Genomic DNA, 18298 nt, shown 5'->3' on the forward strand with positions numbered 1-18298 from the left:
CGCGGGCCTTGGCAAACCGAAATCGGATGTATTAAACTTGCGCCCTCGCAACGCAAACCACGGCATCTGCCGCGAGGTGCGGAGCGTTCAGCAAGTTGCAGGCAGACAGCCTGCGATGGTCGAGCGGGTGCTTAGCTCAGTTGGTAGAGCGGCGCCCTTACAAGGCGTAGGTCGGGGGTTCGAACCCCTCAGCACCCACCACCGCTCCACCAGCAAGAATCAAGGACTTAGAGCAATCTGGGTCCTTTTTTTATGCCTGTTTCAACGCGCCAGCGCCACCTGCGCCAGCCCCTGCTCGGCAGCCTTAGTCGTACTGAAACCGCTTCACCACGCTCTCGTCCCACTCGATGCCAACGCCGGGCCTGTCCGGCACTACCAGTTGTCCATCTGCAAGCGCAAAAGGCTCCTTCAGCACCGGATAGGCCCAGTCCTGCCATTCCAGCCAGTGCGCCGTTTCGGTGATGCGCATCAGATGTGCGCAGACTTCCGGATACAGATGCGTGGAGACAGGGATTCCCGCCGCCGAAGCGATCGGCGCAGACCGCAGCCACCCCGACACGCCGCCGATCCGCATCATGTCCAGCATGACGCAGTCACACGCCTCGGCCTGCACTGCCTTCAATAACTCGCGCGGACCATAGAAGTTCTCGCCAAGCTGGATCGGCGTCTTGATCTCGCGGGCCAGGCGCGCATGGCCGCTGGTGTTGTTGTAGGCGAGGGGCTCCTCGAACCAGTACAGCCGCTCGTTGTCGAGGGCATGGCAGCGGCGCAGACCGTCATCAAGCGACAAGCCCTGGTTGAAATCCACCATTAGCTTGATGTCGTCGCCAGCCGCTTCGCGCACCGCGCGGAGGGCATCAAGGTCGTCTTGCAGCTTTTCGCGGCCCAGCCGCAGCTTTAGCGCGCTGAATGCTCCCTCTGCAACAAGCGAACCCGCTTCTTCGGCAAGGCCGTCCACGTGGCTCAACCACAGCCCGTTACTGTTGTACGCCTGCACCTTGCCCACTGTTCCGCCAAGCAATGCGGCCAGAGGCAGGCCTGCGGCCTTGCCGAGCGCATCCCAGGCGGCCATGTCGAGCCCTGCGATGGCGATCATCGTGATGCCTTCGTAGCCCAGCAGATGCGTTGAACCCCTGGCGTTCTGGAAGTCATCCAGCGGTGCGATCCTGCTACCGGTCCGTGATGCTGCAAGATCCCGGATCGCAGGCACGATGTACCTCGGCGCCTGTAGCAGATATGGCTCAAGATAACTGCGACCGACAATACCTTCCCGGGTGTGAAGATCGACCAGGATCAGCGGCCACTGGTCGAATGCGCCGACCTTCGAAATGATGGGTCGATTTAACGGAATGAGAACCGCACGGACCTCAACGCTTTGGTAAGTGAGGGGTTCGAATTCCATGGCGGCACCTCCCTGACATCTGTGCGGTCACGCCGGGACGCCGGACGCGCGTCGAGATGAAGGGCCAAAGCGCGCGGGCTTACTCGATCGTTACCTTGCCTTCCTTCACCAGGGTAGCAAACTTCGCCGTCTCGTCATTGACGCGTTTGCCGAAGGCGTCCGGTGTGCTGGACATTGGTTCCGCACCTGCGGCAAGCAGTCGTTGCTGGAAGTCCGGGGAGCCGACGATCTTGACGATTTCTGCGTTGAGGCGCGTGATGATCGGTTTCGGTGTGGCGGCCGGTGCGAGCACGCCGAACCAGGTACCGATATCAAAACCCTTCAGGTCTGCTTCTTCCATCGTCGGCACGTTCGGCAGGGCTGAGGAGCGCTTTGCCGTGGTAACGGCTAGGGCCGTCAGCTTGCCACCCTTAATGTGCGGCAGCACGGTCGTCAGCGTGTCGAACGACATGCTGACCTGGCCGCCCAGCAGATCGGTGGTCAGGGGGCCGCTGCCCTTGTACGGTACATGGAGCAGCTGCGCGCCCGTCGCTTTCTGGAACTGGGTTCCAATCAGGTGCTGGGCCGTTCCATTGCCGTTCGATCCGTAAGACATCTCGGGCGAGGCCTTCTTTGCGAGCGCGACGAGGTCCGCCACGTTCTTGGCCGGTGTCTTGGCACTGTTGATCACCAGTACGTTGGGGACCATGGCCAGCGTCGAGACCGGCGCGAAATCTCTTTCGAAGCTGTAGGGCAGCTTCTTGTACACGCTGGTGGCAATCGTATGATGGACAGCGCCCATCAGCAGGGTATAACCGTCCGGCTTCGCCTTGGCGACATAGTCCGCCCCGACAGTGGCGCCGGCACCTGGACGGTTTTCAACGATCACCGGTTGCCCGAGATTCTTCGACAGTTGATCCCCCAACGCGCGCGCCAGAATATCGGTCGTGCCCCCCGAGGGAAACGGAACGACCAGGCTAATGGGCTTGGTCGGCCAGGTCTGAGCCACAGCAAGTGTGCCAATGCCAAGACCGGCCACTGCCAGGAAAGCGCCGACGGTACCTTTTACGAACTGTGACTTACGCATGATGTGTCTCCTCTAATAGTGTTTGCGAAAGAACAGATTTACTTCAAGGCCGCAAAGGCAGTGCGTCCAATGTCGCAGCGCAGCCTAGTTCCGCCTCGATGACCAACAGACGGTAGAACGTCATAACCACGGACGTCTCGAATCACTGACACGATGCTTCCTCAGGAAACTTGCGCGATGCGCAGTAGATTAGTAGTGCCAGCCACCGTGAACGGGAGGCCGGCGGAGATCACGATCGATTGACCGCTTTCACCGAAGCCTTCGTTACGCACGGTGCGGCTGGCGAGATCCGTCATTTCCAACACGTCAACCACTTCGTGGCAAAGCACTGCGTGCACCCCCCACGCCAGCGCCAGACGGCGCGCCGTTGCCATACGCGGAGTCATGCCGAGGATGGGAACTTCCGGACGCTCACGAGCCATGCGGAGGGCGGAGTAGCCTGAACTGGTATATGCGACGGTCGCTGGTACTTTCAGCAGGCCGGCAATATGGCGTACCGCATAGCCGATAGCGTCGGCAGACTCGGCCCGCGGCGGGGTGTGCGATGCCTGGATGGCATCGTGGTAGAGCGGGTCTGACTCGGTTCGGGTGATGATGCTGTCCATCATCCTGACGGCTTCAACTGGGAAGCGCCCCGAGGCCGACTCCGCCGACAACATCACGGCATCCACGCCATCATAGATGGCGGTAGCCACGTCGGAAGCTTCCGCGCGCGTCGGAACGGGCGAGGAGATCATCGACTCAAGCATCTGCGTGGCGACGATGACCGGCTTGCCGGCCTTGCGGCACGCACGCACGATCTTCTTTTGCAACGACGGCACTTGTTCGGCTGGCATTTCGACACCGAGATCACCGCGTGCCACCATCACTGCGTCCGACTCGGCCACGATTGCCTCGAGGCTGTGTATGGCCGCAGGCTTCTCCAGCTTCGCGACGATGCCGGCACGGTTCTGCACGATATCCTTGATTTCCTGAATATCTTCGGGACGCTGCACGAAGGACAGGGCAATCCAGTCGACGCCCAGCGTCAGGCCAAAGTCGAGATCACGGCGGTCCTTTTCTGTCATGGCGGACAGCGGCAGGACGACACCAGGCACATTTACGCCCTTGCGGTCGGACAGCGTGCCACCATTGATGACGGTCATTTCTGCAAAGTCGGAGCCGCATCGATCCACGCGCAGTCGGAGCTTGCCGTCATCCAGAAGCAGTTCCGTTCCCTCTTGCAGTGCTGCAAAGATTTCAGGGTGGGGCAGACTCACGCGCTCGCTGGTTCCCGGCACGTTCTGGTCCAGGTCGAGTCGGAATTTTGCCTGGGCGGAGAGTTGAATTGGCCCCTCGGCAAACGTGCCGATGCGCAGTTTGGGACCTTGGAGATCGAGCAATACGCCGACGGGGCGCCTGCGCCGCTGTTCTACCTCTCGGATCGTAGCGAGACGCTGCTTGTGGTCGTCATGCGTGCCGTGGCTGAAGTTCAGACGAAATACGTCCGCGCCTGCCTCGAGCAGCGCATCGATGGTCTCGGCGGACGTGCTTGCCGGGCCGAGGGTAGCTACGATCTTTGCATTGCGTTGGCGTCTCATGTTCTCGTGCCTTTTAGTATGCGATCAGGATCGCGCGGAAATCGTTGACGTTGGTCAGGGTAGGGCCGGTCACCACGGAGTCGCCCAGTGCCTCAAAAAATCCATGGCCATCGTTGTTGTTGAGCGCATCCTTGGGACGCATCCCGAGTGCTCTCGCGCGTTGCAAGGTGTCTGGCGTAATGACCGCACCGGCAATTTCCTCTTGTCCATCGACCCCGTCGGTATCGCCGGCAAGCGCGTAGATAGTCGGATGCCCATGCAACGTAAGCGCGAGTGACAGAAGGAACTCGACATTGCGTCCGCCGCGCCCCGTGCCTCGAACCGTCACGGTGGTTTCGCCGCCAGAGAGCAATATGCAGGGCGGCCGGAAAGGCCGTTGATGATTCGCGGCTTCCAGTGCAATGGCGCCCAGTACGAGACCGACGTCGCGCGACTCGCCCTCAATCGCGTCGCCCAGCATGTGGACTGGTATCCCGGCGTCACGGGCCACCTTGGCGGCAGCCTCCAATGCCATACGTGGCGTGGCAACCATGGTGGTATGGAGGTTCGGCAATTGCGGGCTGTCTGGCTTGATGGTTTCTGCCGACTCCGTGGCGAGCACCGCCATGACGTGTTCAGGCACTTCGATCCCATAACGCCGGATAATGCCGAGCGCGTCCTCGCACGTGGTGGGATCGGCGACGGTGGGCCCTGAAGCGATGTCAATCGGGTCGTCGCCGGGTACATCGGAGAGCAACAGGTTGAAAACAGGAGCCGGGCGACAAGCCGCCGCCAAGCGGCCGCCCTTGATCGCCGAAAGATGGCGACGCACGCAGTTCATCTCGGTGATGGTGGCGCCTGACTTTAATAGCGCGCGATTAATGGCCTGCTTATCTTCCAGGGATACGCCCGCAAGCGGCAGCGGCAATAGTGAGGAGCCGCCTCCGGAAATCAGGCATACGACCAGATCGTCTTCAGTGAGGTTGGATACCAATTCGAGCAGACGACGAGCCGCGTTGTGTCCAGCACGATCCGGTACGGGATGCGAGGCTTCAACGATCTCGATGTGTTTGCAGGGCACGGCATATCCATAGCGCGTGACGACGAGACCTTCGACTGGCCACGGGCAGGCCGATTCGAACGCCTGTGCCATGGCGGCCGATGCTTTGCCGGCGCCGATCACGATGGTTCTGCCCTTTGGACGCTCCGGCATATGTTTAGCCAACGTGCAGGATGGCTGTGCGGCTGCAATCGCAGCATCGAACATTCCGCGCAGCAAGCCGCGTGCCTGATCCGCATTCATGATCATGTTGGAAATCTAATGGAGCAAATGGGAGTGGGCTTCGGCTGCCCTTTGAAAGAACTGGCGCATCTGCCCCGGAGGACGCTCAGGCCGCCTTGTTCTGCTGACCCTCGGCCAAGAAATCGCAGACGGCATTGGTAACGTCAACCGTCTTGGCCTTGCCGCCGAGGTCACCCGTATGCAGTGCGGGATTCGCCGTCACTGCTTCGATGGCGGCCATCAGGCGTTGAGCCGCCTCGTTCTCGCCGAGATGTTCCAGAAGCATGACGACCGACCAGAACGTGCCCACGGGATTTGCGAGGCCCTTGCCCATGATGTCGAAGGCGGAGCCGTGGATGGGCTCGAACATCGATGGATAGCGGCGCTCGGGGTCGATGTTGCCGGTGGGCGCGATGCCCAGGCTGCCGGCCAGCGCGGCAGCGAGGTCGCTAAGGATGTCGGCGTGCAGGTTGGTGGCGACGATGGTGTCCAGCGTCTTCGGACGGTTCACCATACGGGCGGTGGCTGCGTCGACCAGTTCCTTGTCCCAGGTCACATCCGGGAAGTCCTTCGCCACCTCCACAGCGACTTCGTCCCACATCACCATGGCGTGACGCTGGGCGTTCGATTTTGTAATGACAGTCAGCAGCTTGCGCGGACGCGATTGAGCCAGCTTGAACGCGAAGCGCAGAACGCGCTCCACGCCTACGCGTGTCATCACGCAAACATCGGTGGCGGCTTCGATCGGATGGCCTTGATGCACGCGGCCGCCCACGCCCGAGTATTCGCCTTCAGAGTTTTCGCGCACGATTACCCAGTTCAGATCTTCAGGCGCACAACGCTTGAGCGGGCCATCGATGCCGGGCAGAATGCGCGTGGGACGCACGTTGGCATATTGGTCGAAGCCCTGGCAGATCTTCAGCCGCAGGCCCCACAGGGTGATGTGATCGGGGATCTGGTTGTCGCCGGCCGAGCCGAACAGGATCGCGTCCTTGTCGCGCAGCGCATCCAGGCCGTCGGCGGGCATCATTACGCCGTGCTTGCGGTAGTAGTCGCCGCCCCAGTCGAAGTCCTCGAACTCGAAACGGAAGTTGGCACCTGCGGCCGCCAGCGCTTCCATGACTTCACGACCAGCCGGTACGACTTCCTTGCCAATACCGTCACCCGGGATCGTTGCGATCTTGTACGTCTTCATCTTTCGTCTCCTGTTTTCCAATCGAATCAGCCTTCACCCAAAACGTGTGAGACGGATTCTGGCGGCTAGACGCAAGTTTTTACTGCGGCTAAAGTTAAACCGTTTTTAACCACAGGTTGAAGATTCGATGGCCGCAGGTAGTGCAATCCAGCCCGCCGAGCTTGGCTTTTTCGTATCAGTAGCCGGAGCGGGGAGCCTCAGCGCGGCCGCACGGGATTTGGGTATTTCCACAGCGGCGGTCAGCAAGCGCCTGGCGCTGATGGAAACCCGCATTGGTATGCCGCTCGTCACGCGTACCACACGTCGCATGAGCCTGACACCGGAGGGGGAAGTGCTGCTTGAGCATGCCCGCCGTATCCTTGGCGAGATCGACGACCTCGAGCAGTTGCTGACCCGCTCGAAGGGTAGACCTAGCGGTCTTCTACGGGTAAACGCTACGCTGGGATTCGGAAGAATGCATGTAGCGCCGGTCATCTCGGGGTATTCGAGAATGTATCCGGATGTAGATGTTCAGTTGCAGCTCTCGGCTGATCCTCCAGCTCTGGTCGAGGATGCCTTCGACGTCTGCGTGCGTTTCGGCGAGCCGCCCGATGCCAGAGTCGTCGCGCGACACCTCGCACCCAATCGCCGCATCCTCTGCGCTTCACCGAAGTATCTACGTGAGCATGGCACACCGCAAATTCCACAGGAATTGCTGCGCCATAATTGCATTGGTATCCGGCAAGGCAGCGATGCCTACGGTGTATGGCGTCTCACTGCAACAAAAGGCGCCAAACAGCAACCGGAATCGATCCACGTGCGCGGCAAACTTACGACCAACGATGGCGAGATCGCTGTGCACTGGGCCCTCGAGGGGCATGGCATTGTGCTGCGCGCGGAGTGGGATGTTGAACGTTACTTGCGCAGCGGCAGACTGGTGCAGATTCTCTCTAACTACGTCACGCCCGAAGCAAATATATACGCGGTGTATCAGAAGCGGCACCAGTTGTCGTCACGCATCAGGCTGTTCGTAGAGCTCCTCGCCAAGAGGTTTGGCCAGTTCGGCAAGTAAGGCCTTCCACTTTGTCGCCGCTTGGCCGCGAGCCAGGGCGCCATGGGTTCTTGCGCCCCGTCATGCGCGCGCGAGACCTTCTGCCGGTCCAGCTTTACCGTTCTGCGGACGGAGTGGCTGCAACCTGTAGCGGAACCGTCAGGCGGGGCCGACAGACATCAAAGATCGCGGAGAAACTCGATCAGTGCCGAGTTGACGAAATCCGGCGCCTCTTGTTGTAGCCAATGCCCTGCTCGCGGAACGACTTGGGAGACCGAAAGTTTCGGCACGATCCTTGGCATGTTGGCAATGATTTCGTGCATGCCTGGCATTGCCAGACCTGTGTCTCGCTCGCCGACAAGGTACAGGGCGGGAACGTCGACCAGCAGTCCTTCCAAAGCAGCTTGCACTTCCCAATTTCGGTCGAGATTGTTGGTGCACGAGGTAACTTCGTTAAGGTCGCGCAAAAGGTCTTAGGAACATCGCGGAGCAACGATACGGTTGCAATGGCGGCATGCCGCGCGCGCTTTTCCGATCGCGAACTTGCTGCACGTACCACCTCGCGCCAGAAACGTTGCGATGGCGGAGGCGCCACGGTGGTCACAGGCAACGTCGAAACAGTTACGGCGTTCCTATCCCTAGCGGTTATGGATTTCGCGCCACTTCCTTGCCCGGAAAGCTAAGGCTGGCAAGGGCTACCGCCGGACCCCGGAATGTGCCAACTAATGCGCTTGAAATTTAGCTGGCGAGTGACTATTTTATTTTCGCTCAGGCAGTCGCGATGTCGCGCTGCGTGTTTCTGTTTGTTTGCGGCCAGCCAGGCAGGCGAACGGGAGCGCGTATGCCCCTTCGCCTCCTCGCTACGCCGAAGGAGGATACGACCATGAGTGACACCGTCTTTGGAGCCGACCTCTTCAGCGAACTGGACCGCCTGCAAAGGCAGATGGCTGAAATGTTTGGCGGCTTTCCTTCCAGCCTCCGTTCCGGCCGTTTCGGCGCCTTTCCACCGGTGAACGTAGGGTCGACGGATGACTCTATCGAAATAGTCGCGTTCGCGCCGGGCCTTAAACCGGAAAACCTGGACCTTTCTATCGACAAGGGACTGTTGACCATCAGCGGAGAGCGTGGCCAATCCGATGCCGAAGGAACGCCGGAAAGCAAGCGCTACGCGCGTGAACGTTTCGTTGGCACCTTCAGGCGGGTGGTTGAGTTGCCTGAGAGCGCAGACCCCGACAAGGTGAAGGCGCGCTACGCGAACGGCTGCCTCTCAATCAGCGTGGGCAAACGCGAAGCGTCGAAGCCTCGAGCGATTACCGTTCAGTGATGCAAGGAGACTGCCATGGCCGAGATGAATCAAGTCGTAGCGCGGCCAGACCATGCTATTGCGCAACGGCAAGACGACAAGACTACGCAGACCACGACGGTGCTGCCGCCTGTTGACATTATTGAGGACGCCAGCGGCGTCACCCTATGGGCCGACCTGCCCGGTGTGCCGCGGGAAAAGTTGGAAGTCAGCGTCCATGATGGGAGTCTTCGTATCGAGGCAGAAGCGGTCGTTCCGATGCCTTCCGGCCTGCGCGTCCAACACGCGGAGATCCGACAGCCGCATTTCGCCAGAGCTTTCTCACTGAGCCCGGACCTGGATGCGGCGAGGATTGAGGCGAATCTGCAGGATGGGGTATTGAAGCTGACGATTCCGCGCCGCGAGGAAGCGCGTCCGCGCCGCATCGCTATCGATATGGCATGAGCTTGTGACCTGATATTGCCCAAGCGAACGCGTTATACCAGGCGCCGCAGCGTCTGCATCGCGCGTTCGCGTTTTGGGCCGTATCCCTCGATGGGTGGAGGTGCAACATGAAAACCGAGCTCGGTAAGTGGAATCCATTCAAGTTCTTGCGGAAAACAACGGAAGAAAAGTCACCCGCGGACAACGCCGCGGCCGGCATGCCAACCAGACATCGGGGAGGCGAGTGGCCTGACGTCTCTCGCTTTTTCGCCGGGGAACCCTGGCGGGCGATGGGTGACTTCCTTCACGAACCGTTGGCGAATTTCGGTGGCCTGGATAGATGGTTTGGCGACTTCAGCTCTTCGCGTTTTCAACCCCGGATCGATGTGGTCGACGAGGGCGCGGCGTTACGTATCACCGCCGAGCTGCCGGGCATGGACCGCCAGGACGTGCAAACTACCATCGAGGACGGCGCATTGGTGATCCGGGGCGAGAAGAGGCAGGACGTTCAATCCGAGGAGAATGGCTGTTATCGGTTGGAACGTTCATACGGAGCATTCATGCGTAGCGTTCCTCTGCCGGACGGACTCGACCTGGACAACGTCGATGCGAAGTTCGAACGCGGTGTCTTGAGCCTGAGTTTTCCGAAGACCGGCTCGCCAACACCTGCGGCTCGAAAAATTGAAATCAAATGACGTCTACGGAAGCGGATTGAAAGGAGATTTCTGATGGAGTTTGATTCGGACTGGATGACCTTGGGCAAGCACCGCGTACGCCTCAGGTGCGTACGCGGCTTCCCGACAGAGAAGGCGCGAAGCATCGCTGAGGTCGCCAAGATTGCTATCGAAAACAATCTTAGTGCCGCGGCTCGCTTGGTTGAAGTCACCGCAGACGGCGAAAAAGCGTACACGATTAGCGTCGGCACGACCTTTCCGAAAGATAAAGCTGCTGCCACTCAGCTCGAGCTTGCGTTGGCCACGATGTTCGGGCTCAAACCGGAGCAGGTCAACTTCGAGGTCGTGGTAGTGAGTCAAGCGGAGGTGGATCTGCACTTCGGCGTCTACGAACGAATGCTGGCCGAGAAGCTTGGGATAGTCCCACCGATTCAGTGAGGCCGACTCGACAATAGTGCGAGGGCAGGCCCGGAGATGGTCTATCACGTTACGCACCAAACGCCGCAGGAGTCGCTTTGGGCAATAGCCGGTGCTCCGCAAAGGCGAGTGCCGTGACTCCTTGTGAGTGGGGCGCCGAAAAAGCTGACGCCGGAACGAAGTGGTGCAATAGCAATCTTGGTGCGGTAAGTTTCTTTTTGTGCGCATTTCACCGTTGCCGATCGGCAAACATGCTCATTGCACCTGGCGCATAAGCCTGCAGTATCATCGCTTTATCAACGCGCCATGGAGTACGGCATGCAGTTTCTCTGGCCGCAATTGCTCTGGCTGTTGTGCTTTCTCCCTTTGCTGGCAGGTGCTTACGTCTACCTGATGGCACGACGCAAGAAAGCAGCTCTGTTGTATGCCAGTCTGGCTCTGCCGCGCGCCGCGTTGGGGCACAGCCCACGCCTTCGGCGGCACATCCCGCCGGTGCTTTTTCTCCTGGCGTTGGGCGCGGCCCTGCTGGCGTGCGCCCGTCCTGCCGCGACCATCACCCTGCCGTCAGACATCATCACAGTGGTGCTGGCTGTCGATACCTCTCTCAGCATGAATTCAACCGACGTGGCGCCCAGTCGGATCAGTGCCGCGCAGCAGGCCGCACGAGATCTGGTCATCGGACTGCCTGCAAGCGTGCGCCTGGGCATTGTCTCGTTTGCCGCCACGGCCACCGTAGTGCAGCCTCCAACCGACAACCGTCAGGACATGCTCGATGCGATCGATCGCTTCCAGCTCCAACACGGCACGGCGACAGGCAGCGGACTGATCCAGGCCCTGGCGGTATTGTTTCCCGACGACGATGGCATCGACCTGGAAGCCATCCTTTTCCGCGGCGAGACCTTAGCGCCGGGACCTGGTGGAAGAACGCGGTCCGAAGCTGCTGCGGCGGACGCCGTTCGCAAGCGCGAACTGGAACAGCCACCGACGATGCCCGGCTCTTATCGGCACGGAGTGGTAATCCTGCTCAGCGATGGTCGCCGGACCACTGGGCCAGATCCGCTAGACGCCGCGCGCATGGCTGCCCAGCGTGGGGTTCGCGTCTATACCGTAGGCTACGGTACCCCGCACGGCCAAGAGGTGTCGAGCCAGTCTTCCTTCACACAACTGGATGAGCCGACTCTGCGCACGGTCGCGACGCTGACTGCTGGCGAGTACTTCCTGGCCGGCTCGGCCGCGGATCTGACGCGGGTATATCGGCAGCTTAGCGCCCGTTTCGCGTTGGAACGCAAGGAGACCGAAATCAGTTCTTTGCTGGCCGGGACCTCAGTTGTGCTGCTGATCGCTGCTTGTAGTCTGTCATTGCTGTGGTTCCGGCGGTGACCACCCCCTCAGCACATCAAGGCCGACTCTCAGGTGCCGAAGCAGGGTGCCTGTGCGTTGCTGCAGCAGATGCGCCTTGGCCGCTGTCAGCACGCTCCGGACTGCGGTCAACCTTGCTGTCCGCCTTTTTCGCACCCTGGCCGGCGGCACCGCTGGCAGCCTGCGCCGAAGGTTCCGCGCGCCTGCCAGTGTCGGTGCCTGGCGTTGGAGGCGAGCCGTAACGACCGCCCTGCGCCAGGGCCGCAACGCTTAGCGAGAGGGCGGCAACCAAGGCCAGCTTTTTCACGGCAGTCTCCAGATCGTCAAGCCATACCACTTCCATACTAGGCCGGATTCGCAAAGCCAAAGACCCGGATGGGCCGGCGTCACTCCGAGGCATGGCACGGGCGGGGCGATGTCTCATTACTTAGGAAGCCCCGGCTAACCATCAACGGCATGGGGCTGGCCTTTCACGGTCTGGAGAATCTGCCCAGGACAGGCCGCCTCGTGGTCATTGCGATCGGACCAGCCCGCGCTCGCCAAGGGCGGCAAACACGTGATTGACCACCGCATCGCAACGCGCGCCGGCAAAACTGAAGGTGCTCTGCAGATAGGGGCTTACCTCTTTGGCCAGGGATTCGCGCAGCATCATGCGGGCCCGCAGGAAGCGAGTCTTGACCACATCGCCGCTAACGCCTAGGCAATAAGCCGTTTCCTCCACACTCATGTCTTCGACGGCGCGCAGGATAAACACGCAGCGGTAGATCGGCGGCAACTTTTCGACCGCAAGCTGCAGCAGTTCTCGCACCTGACCGCGTTCGGCCATGGCTTCAGGGGATTCGTCGTCAGCGGCGCGGAAGGACATCATGTTCTCCTGTAAAGAGTCACCAGGAAAATCTTCTTCTTCACCCCGGGCTCCCATCTGGACCAGCCGGCGCTTCTTGCGCTGCGCTGTCAGGGCGACATTGATGGCAATGCGCGCCAGCCAGGTGCTCAGCGCGGCCTCGCCGCGAAACGAATCCAGGCTGGTAAAGGCGCGCAGGTAGGTTTCCTGCACGACATCCTGGGCTTCGGCATCATCCGGGACCACGCCGCGCGCCGTGCGGAATAACAGGCGGTTGTTGCGCCGCATGATGGCCTCGAAGGCGGACGCGGTGCCGGCGCGGGCGCTGGCAACCAGTTCGGCGTCTGTGGTGGCATTGGCGCCAGACGGCATGGGCGGCCTGAGATCCCGGTTCTTGTCCATTTGGAGATCTGGCTCCTTTCCCGTTGCTGATCATTAGACGGCACCCCTGGCAAAAGGTGACAGTCGACTGGGCGCATACCCGTCTGCCGTCCCTGGCCTGGGCCCGAACCACGCGTCAGCAATCATAGGCAAATGCATGCAGCCACAACCCATCGCAATGTGGCCCAGGCCTCGTGTCACCTTCCGGCACCTGCCAACGTCTAACGCCTATGCAACGGACAAATTCGAGCGACTGCCGGAGAGCTGTCGGTTGCCTTATTTCAGTTGCTGCATCTCATCCTGGCAAGGACGTCGATCATGAAAAGGCAACCCTCCGCAATGACACCCGAAACCGAAGTGCAGCCGGTACCGCTGCGGCAGTCGGCGATGCAGCAGATGCCTCGACGGAGGCTGGCCAATGCACTGATCATGGCAGCCGCGGTGGGGGCCGCCGCGGCGTGCGGCGGCAGTTCTGGAGGGGGAGGGACCGATGCGGCCAGCACGGAAGCGGCGCAGAAGACCCTGGTCGAGCAGGGCAAGCAGATATTTCGCTTCGACACCTTCGGGGACGAAGCGAAGTGGACCGATAACCTGAAGATGCACGAGGTCATCGCCAGCTCGGTGGATCCCTTGACCGCATTATCCGTCGGCCTCAAGGTGGACGCCGAGGCCTTGCCCGAGGCTGTCGTAAATGGCATCCGCAATGGCACGATCGACCTCAAGAGCCCGGCTACGACGGTGGCGCTGCTGAAACTGAATGCGGTCGTCGGCCTCCAGGGGACCGTCGAGACCGTCAATGGGGTCGACAAGCTGACCCGCGTCGGCACTACCTGCGCGCTCTGTCATTCGACGGTGGACAACTCGTTCGCGCCGGGCATCGGCAAGCGGCTGGACGGATGGCCCAACCGGGATCTGAATCCTGGCGCCATCATCGCGCTGTCACCGGCCATCGACGAGGCCATGAAGAAGGTCCTCAACGCCTGGGGTGCAGGCAAGTACGACCCTCGCCACAATATCGACGGCCTCAGCAAGCCGGTCGTGATACCGCCGGCCTTCGGGCTGGCCGGCATTCATCGCATCACCTTTACCGGCGATGGCGAAGACGTCATGTACTGGAACCGGTATGTCGCCGTGTCCCAGATGGGAGGCCTTGGCTCCGTATCCGAGCCGCGTCTGAATATCTCCATCACCAACGGCTCGGTGGATCTTGTCACCAGCAAGCTTGCGGCCCTGCAAGCGTATCAGCTATCCCTGGGTGCTCCGCCGCCACCGGCGGGAAGCTTCGACCCCGCGGCGGCATTGCGCGGCAAGGCTCTGTTCGAAGGCGCGGGCCGGTGCGCCACATGCCATAGTGGCCCGGCATTCACCGATGCCAACTCGCTGCTTCACCCGCCCGGCGACTCGATGGCGGAACCCGAGAGCCCAAGCTACGCCTCGCGCTCCGCAACAAAGCAATACCGGACCACGCCGCTGAAGGGTGCATGGCAACACCCTCCGTATTTCCATGACGGGTCTGCGGCGACTTTGTCGGATGTCGTGACGACCTACAACACAAAACGTGGACTGGGGCTGAGCAGCCAGGATATTGCCGACCTGACGGAGTATCTGAAGTCGCTGTGACCTGCAGCGACGCCGCGCTACAACCGCTTAGGGCAATGGCACGTCAATCAACCAGACCCGCGCCGCCACGGCAAAGGCCGAAGCCCGGGTAGCGAAACAGCAGGACCCCGGCATCGACGGCGCGGAGGCTTCCGGCCGATTGGTGCCGGGGTATTGCGAGGCCTGAAGTGGTCTATTTTCAACCCTGGGCTGCCGTGTGAGCAGCACAAATTTTTCTCCCCGCCTGCCCTGAAGCACGTTGCGAAATGGCGTCGCTGTGGTCTCTAATGATTGTTGTCGGACCAAGCGGCCAGAGGGCATATGCGGTGCATCAAGTGCGGATTCGATAACCCGGCAGGCGGACGATTCTGCGAGGCGTGCGGGCAGAGTCTTGCGCGAATCTGCCCGCAATGCGGCCATGAGTCGGGGACCGCGGCGAGATTCTGCGGCTATTGTGGCGTGCGGTTGCCCGACCTTCCCGCCGGTCACAACCTTGGGATGGCGCCGGTGATCTATACCCCGGCACATTTGGCCGAGCGCATCCTGGCTGAACAGGCGGCGATGGAAGCCAGGGGGCAAACCGCCGGCGAACGCAAGACCATTACCGCGCTATTTGCGGATATCGCTGATTCGACCGCCTTGATCCAGGACCTGGATCCAGAGGATGCGCGCGGATTGATCGACCCGGTTGTGTCCATGATGATGGAGGCGGTTCACCACTATGAGGGATACGTCGCCAAATCGCTTGGCGATGGCATCCTGGCGCTGTTTGGCGCGCCCATCGCGCATGAGGACCACCCCTTGCGCGCGCTCTACGCCGCGCTCCGGATGCAGGATGCGATACACCGTCATAACGGACGGCTGCCTCAGTCAACGGGCTTGCCGCTGCGCGTCCGGGTAGGCGTTCATACCGGCGAAGTGGTGGTGCGCGCGATTCGAAAGGATGACCTGCGCACGGACTACGATCCGGTGGGCCATACCATCCATATCGCCTCCCGGATGGAAGGGGTTGCGATGCCCTCATCGATCGCTGTCAGCGAAGCGACCCATCGGCTGACGGAGGGCTACTTTGAGTTTCGCGCGCTCGGGACAGCATCGGTAAAGGGTATTCAGCAACCGCTTGCCGTTTACGAAGTTGTCGGTCCTGGTGCTTTGCGCACGCGGCTGCAGGTGGCGTCGCATCGCGGGTTGTCGCGTTTTGTCGGCCGCCAGGACGAATTGCGGTGTATGCAGGAGGCACTGGAGTCGGCAAGGCGGGGCCACGGGCGCGTCCTTGGCGTGGCGGGCGAGGCAGGCGTCGGCAAGTCGCGCCTGTTTCACGAATTCCGTACGCGCGCGCAACCGGGCTGCAAGGTGCTCGAAACCTTCTCGGTTTCGCATGGCAAGGCGTTTCCCTATCTGCCATTGATCGATCTGATCAGGGCGTACTTCGATGTCGCGTCGCAGGATGACGACCGGCAGATTCGCGATAGGGTCACCGCCAGGTTGGTGGCGATCGGCTGTGCGCCGGACGACGTTCTTCCCTATCTGCTCTATCTGCTTGGCATCAAGGATCCGGCATCGACGCTTCCCCTGATGGAGGCCTCGGTGCGGCGCCAGAGAACCTTCGATGCGCTGGTGCGGTTGCTTGTGCGCGAGAGCGAGATCCAGCCGCTGATGGTGCTGTTCGACGATCTTCAATGGCTTGACAGTGAATCGGAAGCCTTTCTCTGTACCCTGGCTGATCACGTGCCCCGGGCAAGCATGCTGTTGCTCGTCAACTATCGCCCTGAATACGTCCATGACGGGGGCGTGCCATGCCACGTCAGGCTGGAGCTTGCGCCCCTGGGGCAGGGCGATGCGCAAGGCTTCCTCAGCGCGATGTTGGGTGACGACGCTTCGCTCGCGTCACTGAAGCGCGAAATCCTGTCCAAGACCGAAGGCAATCCTTTCTTCATGGAGGAGGTCGTCACAACGCTTATCGAGGAGAACGTCCTGCACGGAGAGCGGGGTAACTTCCGGCTGGACGACCGCGCGGTGTCACTACATATGCCGACCACCGTGCAAGGCGTGCTGGCCGCCCGCATCGACCGCCTGCCGCCGGCTCAAAAGGAACTGCTGCAGACGCTCGCGATTATTGGCAAGGAATTTTCGGTGAGCCTGGTCCGGCAGGTCACGGGGATGGCGGACAGTGCCCTCCATGCGATGCTGGTCGAGCTCCAGGCCGGAGATTTCATTTACGAGCGCCCGGCGTTTCCGGAAGTTGAGTATGTGTTCAAGCACGCCCTGACGCAGGAGGTCGCCGCCAGTTCGCTCTTGACTGACAGGCGCAGCGCACTGCATGAGCGCACAGCGCAGGCCCTGGAAACACTGTTTCCTGGCAGCCTGATGGATTACTGCAGCGAACTGGCACACCACTACAGCCGAAGTGGCAATACCCGCAAGGCAATCGAGTACCTCGGTCTTGCCGGGCAGCACGCTGCGAAGCATTCCGCGCAGCGCGAGGCGATCCGCCATCTCAATGCGGCGCTCGACTTGCTTAAAACCCTGCCGGACAACGCCGAGCGCGCACGTGACGAACTGGGCCTGCTGCTGAACCTCGGCATTGCATGCATCACGGCACGCGGCCATGGGGCACCGGAAGTCGAGACCATCTACACGCGGGCGCTGGCTTTATGCGAGCAAGGCGCGGAGACGCCGCAGCGTTTTTCCGCCCAACTGGGGCTCTGGTCCTTCTATCTGTTGCGCGGCAAGCTCCTGACGGCACAATCCCTGGCTGAAGGCTTGCACCAACTCGCGGAAGACAGCGGTGACCCGGAGCAGCGCGCAGAGGCGCAGCGCGTGCTGGGCGTGACACGGTTCCGGCGCGGCGATATCCGAATGGCCCGTACACACCTGGAGCAAGCGCTGGCGCTGCACCGACCCGACCAGCACGCCTATGGCCACCTGCTGCGCTACGCGCGCAACCCGGCGGTCCACATGCGCAGTTCGCTGAGCTGGGTGCTCTGGTACCTCGGCCTGTCACAACAAGCCGTGATCCGAAGCGAGGAGGCGCTGGCGCTGGCACGCCGGGCCGCCGATCCGTTCGGCCTGGCCCTGAGCCTGATCTTCGCGGCCGAGCTGCACCAGCGCCGTGGTGATGCGCAACGTGTGCTGGAATGCGCGGAGGCGGCGATCGCACTGTCGGAAGAGCATGGGTTCCAGCTGTACCGGAGCTGGGGATCAATATTGCGCGGGTGGGCACTGGCTGCAACGGGCACGGCAGAAGCGGGGATTGACCTGATGCGCCGTGGCTTGGAGGACCTGGAGGCCACCGGCGCGGTATTGGGGCGGCCCTCACTGCTGGGATTGCTGGCGGATGCGTATCGACGCTCCGCGCAAGGCGAGGATGCGATGCGCGTGTTGGACGACGCGCTGGCCCTGGCACGGCACACCGGGGAACGCTTTGACGAGCCCGCGCTGCTCCGGCTCAAAGGCGAGGTCCTGCTGCAGACGGCGGATCGGCAGGATGGTTCGTCGTCCGCAAGAGACCGCGAAGCCGAGGCTTGTTTTAGCTCGGCGATGGAACTGGCCCGTGGCGAAGGTGCCAGTTCCATCGAGCTTCGCTGTGCGATAAGCCTGGCCGGGCTATGGCATCGCCAGGGCAAGGACGATGAGGCGCGGCGGTTGCTTGTGCGCTTGTCCGGCCTTTGCGCCGAAGGCATGGATCCCGTTGATGCGCATCGGGCAGGGCAACTGCACGAGCAGCTGTCCTGAGCATTCGCGGCGCTTGCGATCAGCTTCCG

Annotated in this window: 15 protein-coding genes and 1 tRNA gene; 9 read left to right on the top strand and 7 right to left on the bottom strand. The window is 61.5% G+C overall.

The features are described from left to right. The first annotated feature begins 125 nt into the window (after window positions 1–125). Window positions 126–201: transfer RNA gene (locus C7416_RS16185), tRNA-Val, on the top strand. A 103-nt stretch (window positions 202–304) separates the two neighbouring features. Here the strand turns inward: C7416_RS16185 and C7416_RS16190 are convergent. The 5 genes from C7416_RS16190 to C7416_RS16210 form a co-directional block, all read right to left on the bottom strand. Beyond that, complete coding sequence (locus tag C7416_RS16190; protein WP_111519837.1) at window positions 305–1402, bottom strand: enolase C-terminal domain-like protein; 1098 nt, start codon at window positions 1400–1402, stop codon at window positions 305–307. Window positions 1403–1481: 79 nt separating this feature from the next. After that, on the bottom strand, window positions 1482–2468 hold the full coding sequence (locus tag C7416_RS16195) for a Bug family tripartite tricarboxylate transporter substrate binding protein (RefSeq protein WP_111519838.1): 987 nt from the start codon (window positions 2466–2468) through the stop codon (window positions 1482–1484). Between the two features lie 161 nt (window positions 2469–2629). Next, window positions 2630–4048: a pyruvate kinase gene (gene pyk / locus C7416_RS16200; RefSeq protein ID WP_111519839.1), complete on the bottom strand. Its 1419-nt coding sequence runs from the start codon at window positions 4046–4048 to the stop codon at window positions 2630–2632. A gap of 13 nt (window positions 4049–4061) precedes the next feature. Next, window positions 4062–5330: a glycerate kinase type-2 family protein gene (locus C7416_RS16205; protein ID WP_181461251.1), complete on the bottom strand. Its 1269-nt coding sequence runs from the start codon at window positions 5328–5330 to the stop codon at window positions 4062–4064. Between the two features lie 85 nt (window positions 5331–5415). Further along, window positions 5416–6504, bottom strand: coding sequence for a tartrate dehydrogenase (locus tag C7416_RS16210; protein WP_111519840.1), 1089 nt, complete (start codon window positions 6502–6504; stop codon window positions 5416–5418). Between the two features lie 127 nt (window positions 6505–6631). On the opposite strand from C7416_RS16210, the gene C7416_RS16215 reads away from it, so the two are divergent. After that, a complete protein-coding gene (locus C7416_RS16215) occupies window positions 6632–7555 on the top strand; it encodes a LysR substrate-binding domain-containing protein (protein ID WP_111519841.1) in 924 nt (307 codons plus the stop codon). Window positions 7556–7713: 158 nt separating this feature from the next. Here the strand turns inward: C7416_RS16215 and C7416_RS16220 are convergent, their stop codons facing one another. Continuing rightward, the gene (locus tag C7416_RS16220) at window positions 7714–8001 is read right to left on the bottom strand and encodes an alpha/beta fold hydrolase (protein ID WP_306437555.1); all 288 of its coding nucleotides are present in this window, start codon (window positions 7999–8001) and stop codon (window positions 7714–7716) included. Between the two features lie 416 nt (window positions 8002–8417). Between C7416_RS16220 and C7416_RS16225 the strand changes: the two genes are divergently transcribed. From C7416_RS16225 to C7416_RS16245, 5 genes are all read left to right on the top strand, one after another. Beyond that, window positions 8418–8858 carry an Hsp20/alpha crystallin family protein gene (locus tag C7416_RS16225; RefSeq protein WP_111519903.1) on the top strand — a complete coding sequence of 147 codons (441 nt, stop codon included), beginning with the start codon at window positions 8418–8420 and terminating at the stop codon, window positions 8856–8858. A 15-nt stretch (window positions 8859–8873) separates the two neighbouring features. After that, window positions 8874–9281 (top strand): Hsp20/alpha crystallin family protein, encoded by a 408-nt coding sequence (locus C7416_RS16230; RefSeq protein WP_111519842.1) that lies wholly within the window; start codon window positions 8874–8876, stop codon window positions 9279–9281. 107 nt (window positions 9282–9388) lie between these two features. Continuing rightward, complete coding sequence (locus C7416_RS16235; protein WP_111519843.1) at window positions 9389–9955, top strand: Hsp20/alpha crystallin family protein; 567 nt, start codon at window positions 9389–9391, stop codon at window positions 9953–9955. A gap of 33 nt (window positions 9956–9988) precedes the next feature. Beyond that, window positions 9989–10372 (top strand): hypothetical protein, encoded by a 384-nt coding sequence (locus C7416_RS16240; RefSeq protein WP_111519844.1) that lies wholly within the window; start codon window positions 9989–9991, stop codon window positions 10370–10372. A gap of 297 nt (window positions 10373–10669) precedes the next feature. Next, complete coding sequence (locus tag C7416_RS16245) at window positions 10670–11731, top strand: VWA domain-containing protein (RefSeq protein WP_111519904.1); 1062 nt, start codon at window positions 10670–10672, stop codon at window positions 11729–11731. A 490-nt stretch (window positions 11732–12221) separates the two neighbouring features. Here C7416_RS16245 and C7416_RS16250 read toward each other — a convergent pair whose 3' ends face one another. Continuing rightward, window positions 12222–12956, bottom strand: coding sequence for an RNA polymerase sigma factor (locus C7416_RS16250; RefSeq protein ID WP_111519845.1), 735 nt, complete (start codon window positions 12954–12956; stop codon window positions 12222–12224). 297 nt (window positions 12957–13253) lie between these two features. On the opposite strand from C7416_RS16250, the gene C7416_RS16255 reads away from it, so the two are divergent. Next, window positions 13254–14555 carry a c-type cytochrome gene (locus tag C7416_RS16255; protein WP_240988157.1) on the top strand — a complete coding sequence of 434 codons (1302 nt, stop codon included), beginning with the start codon at window positions 13254–13256 and terminating at the stop codon, window positions 14553–14555. Window positions 14556–14855: 300 nt separating this feature from the next. Then, window positions 14856–18269 (top strand): adenylate/guanylate cyclase domain-containing protein, encoded by a 3414-nt coding sequence (locus C7416_RS16260; RefSeq protein WP_111519846.1) that lies wholly within the window; start codon window positions 14856–14858, stop codon window positions 18267–18269. Window positions 18270–18298: the final 29 nt, after the last annotated feature.

It is taken from the genome of Cupriavidus phytorum, assembly GCF_003254285.1.
Lineage (GTDB): Bacteria > Pseudomonadota > Gammaproteobacteria > Burkholderiales > Burkholderiaceae > Cupriavidus > Cupriavidus phytorum.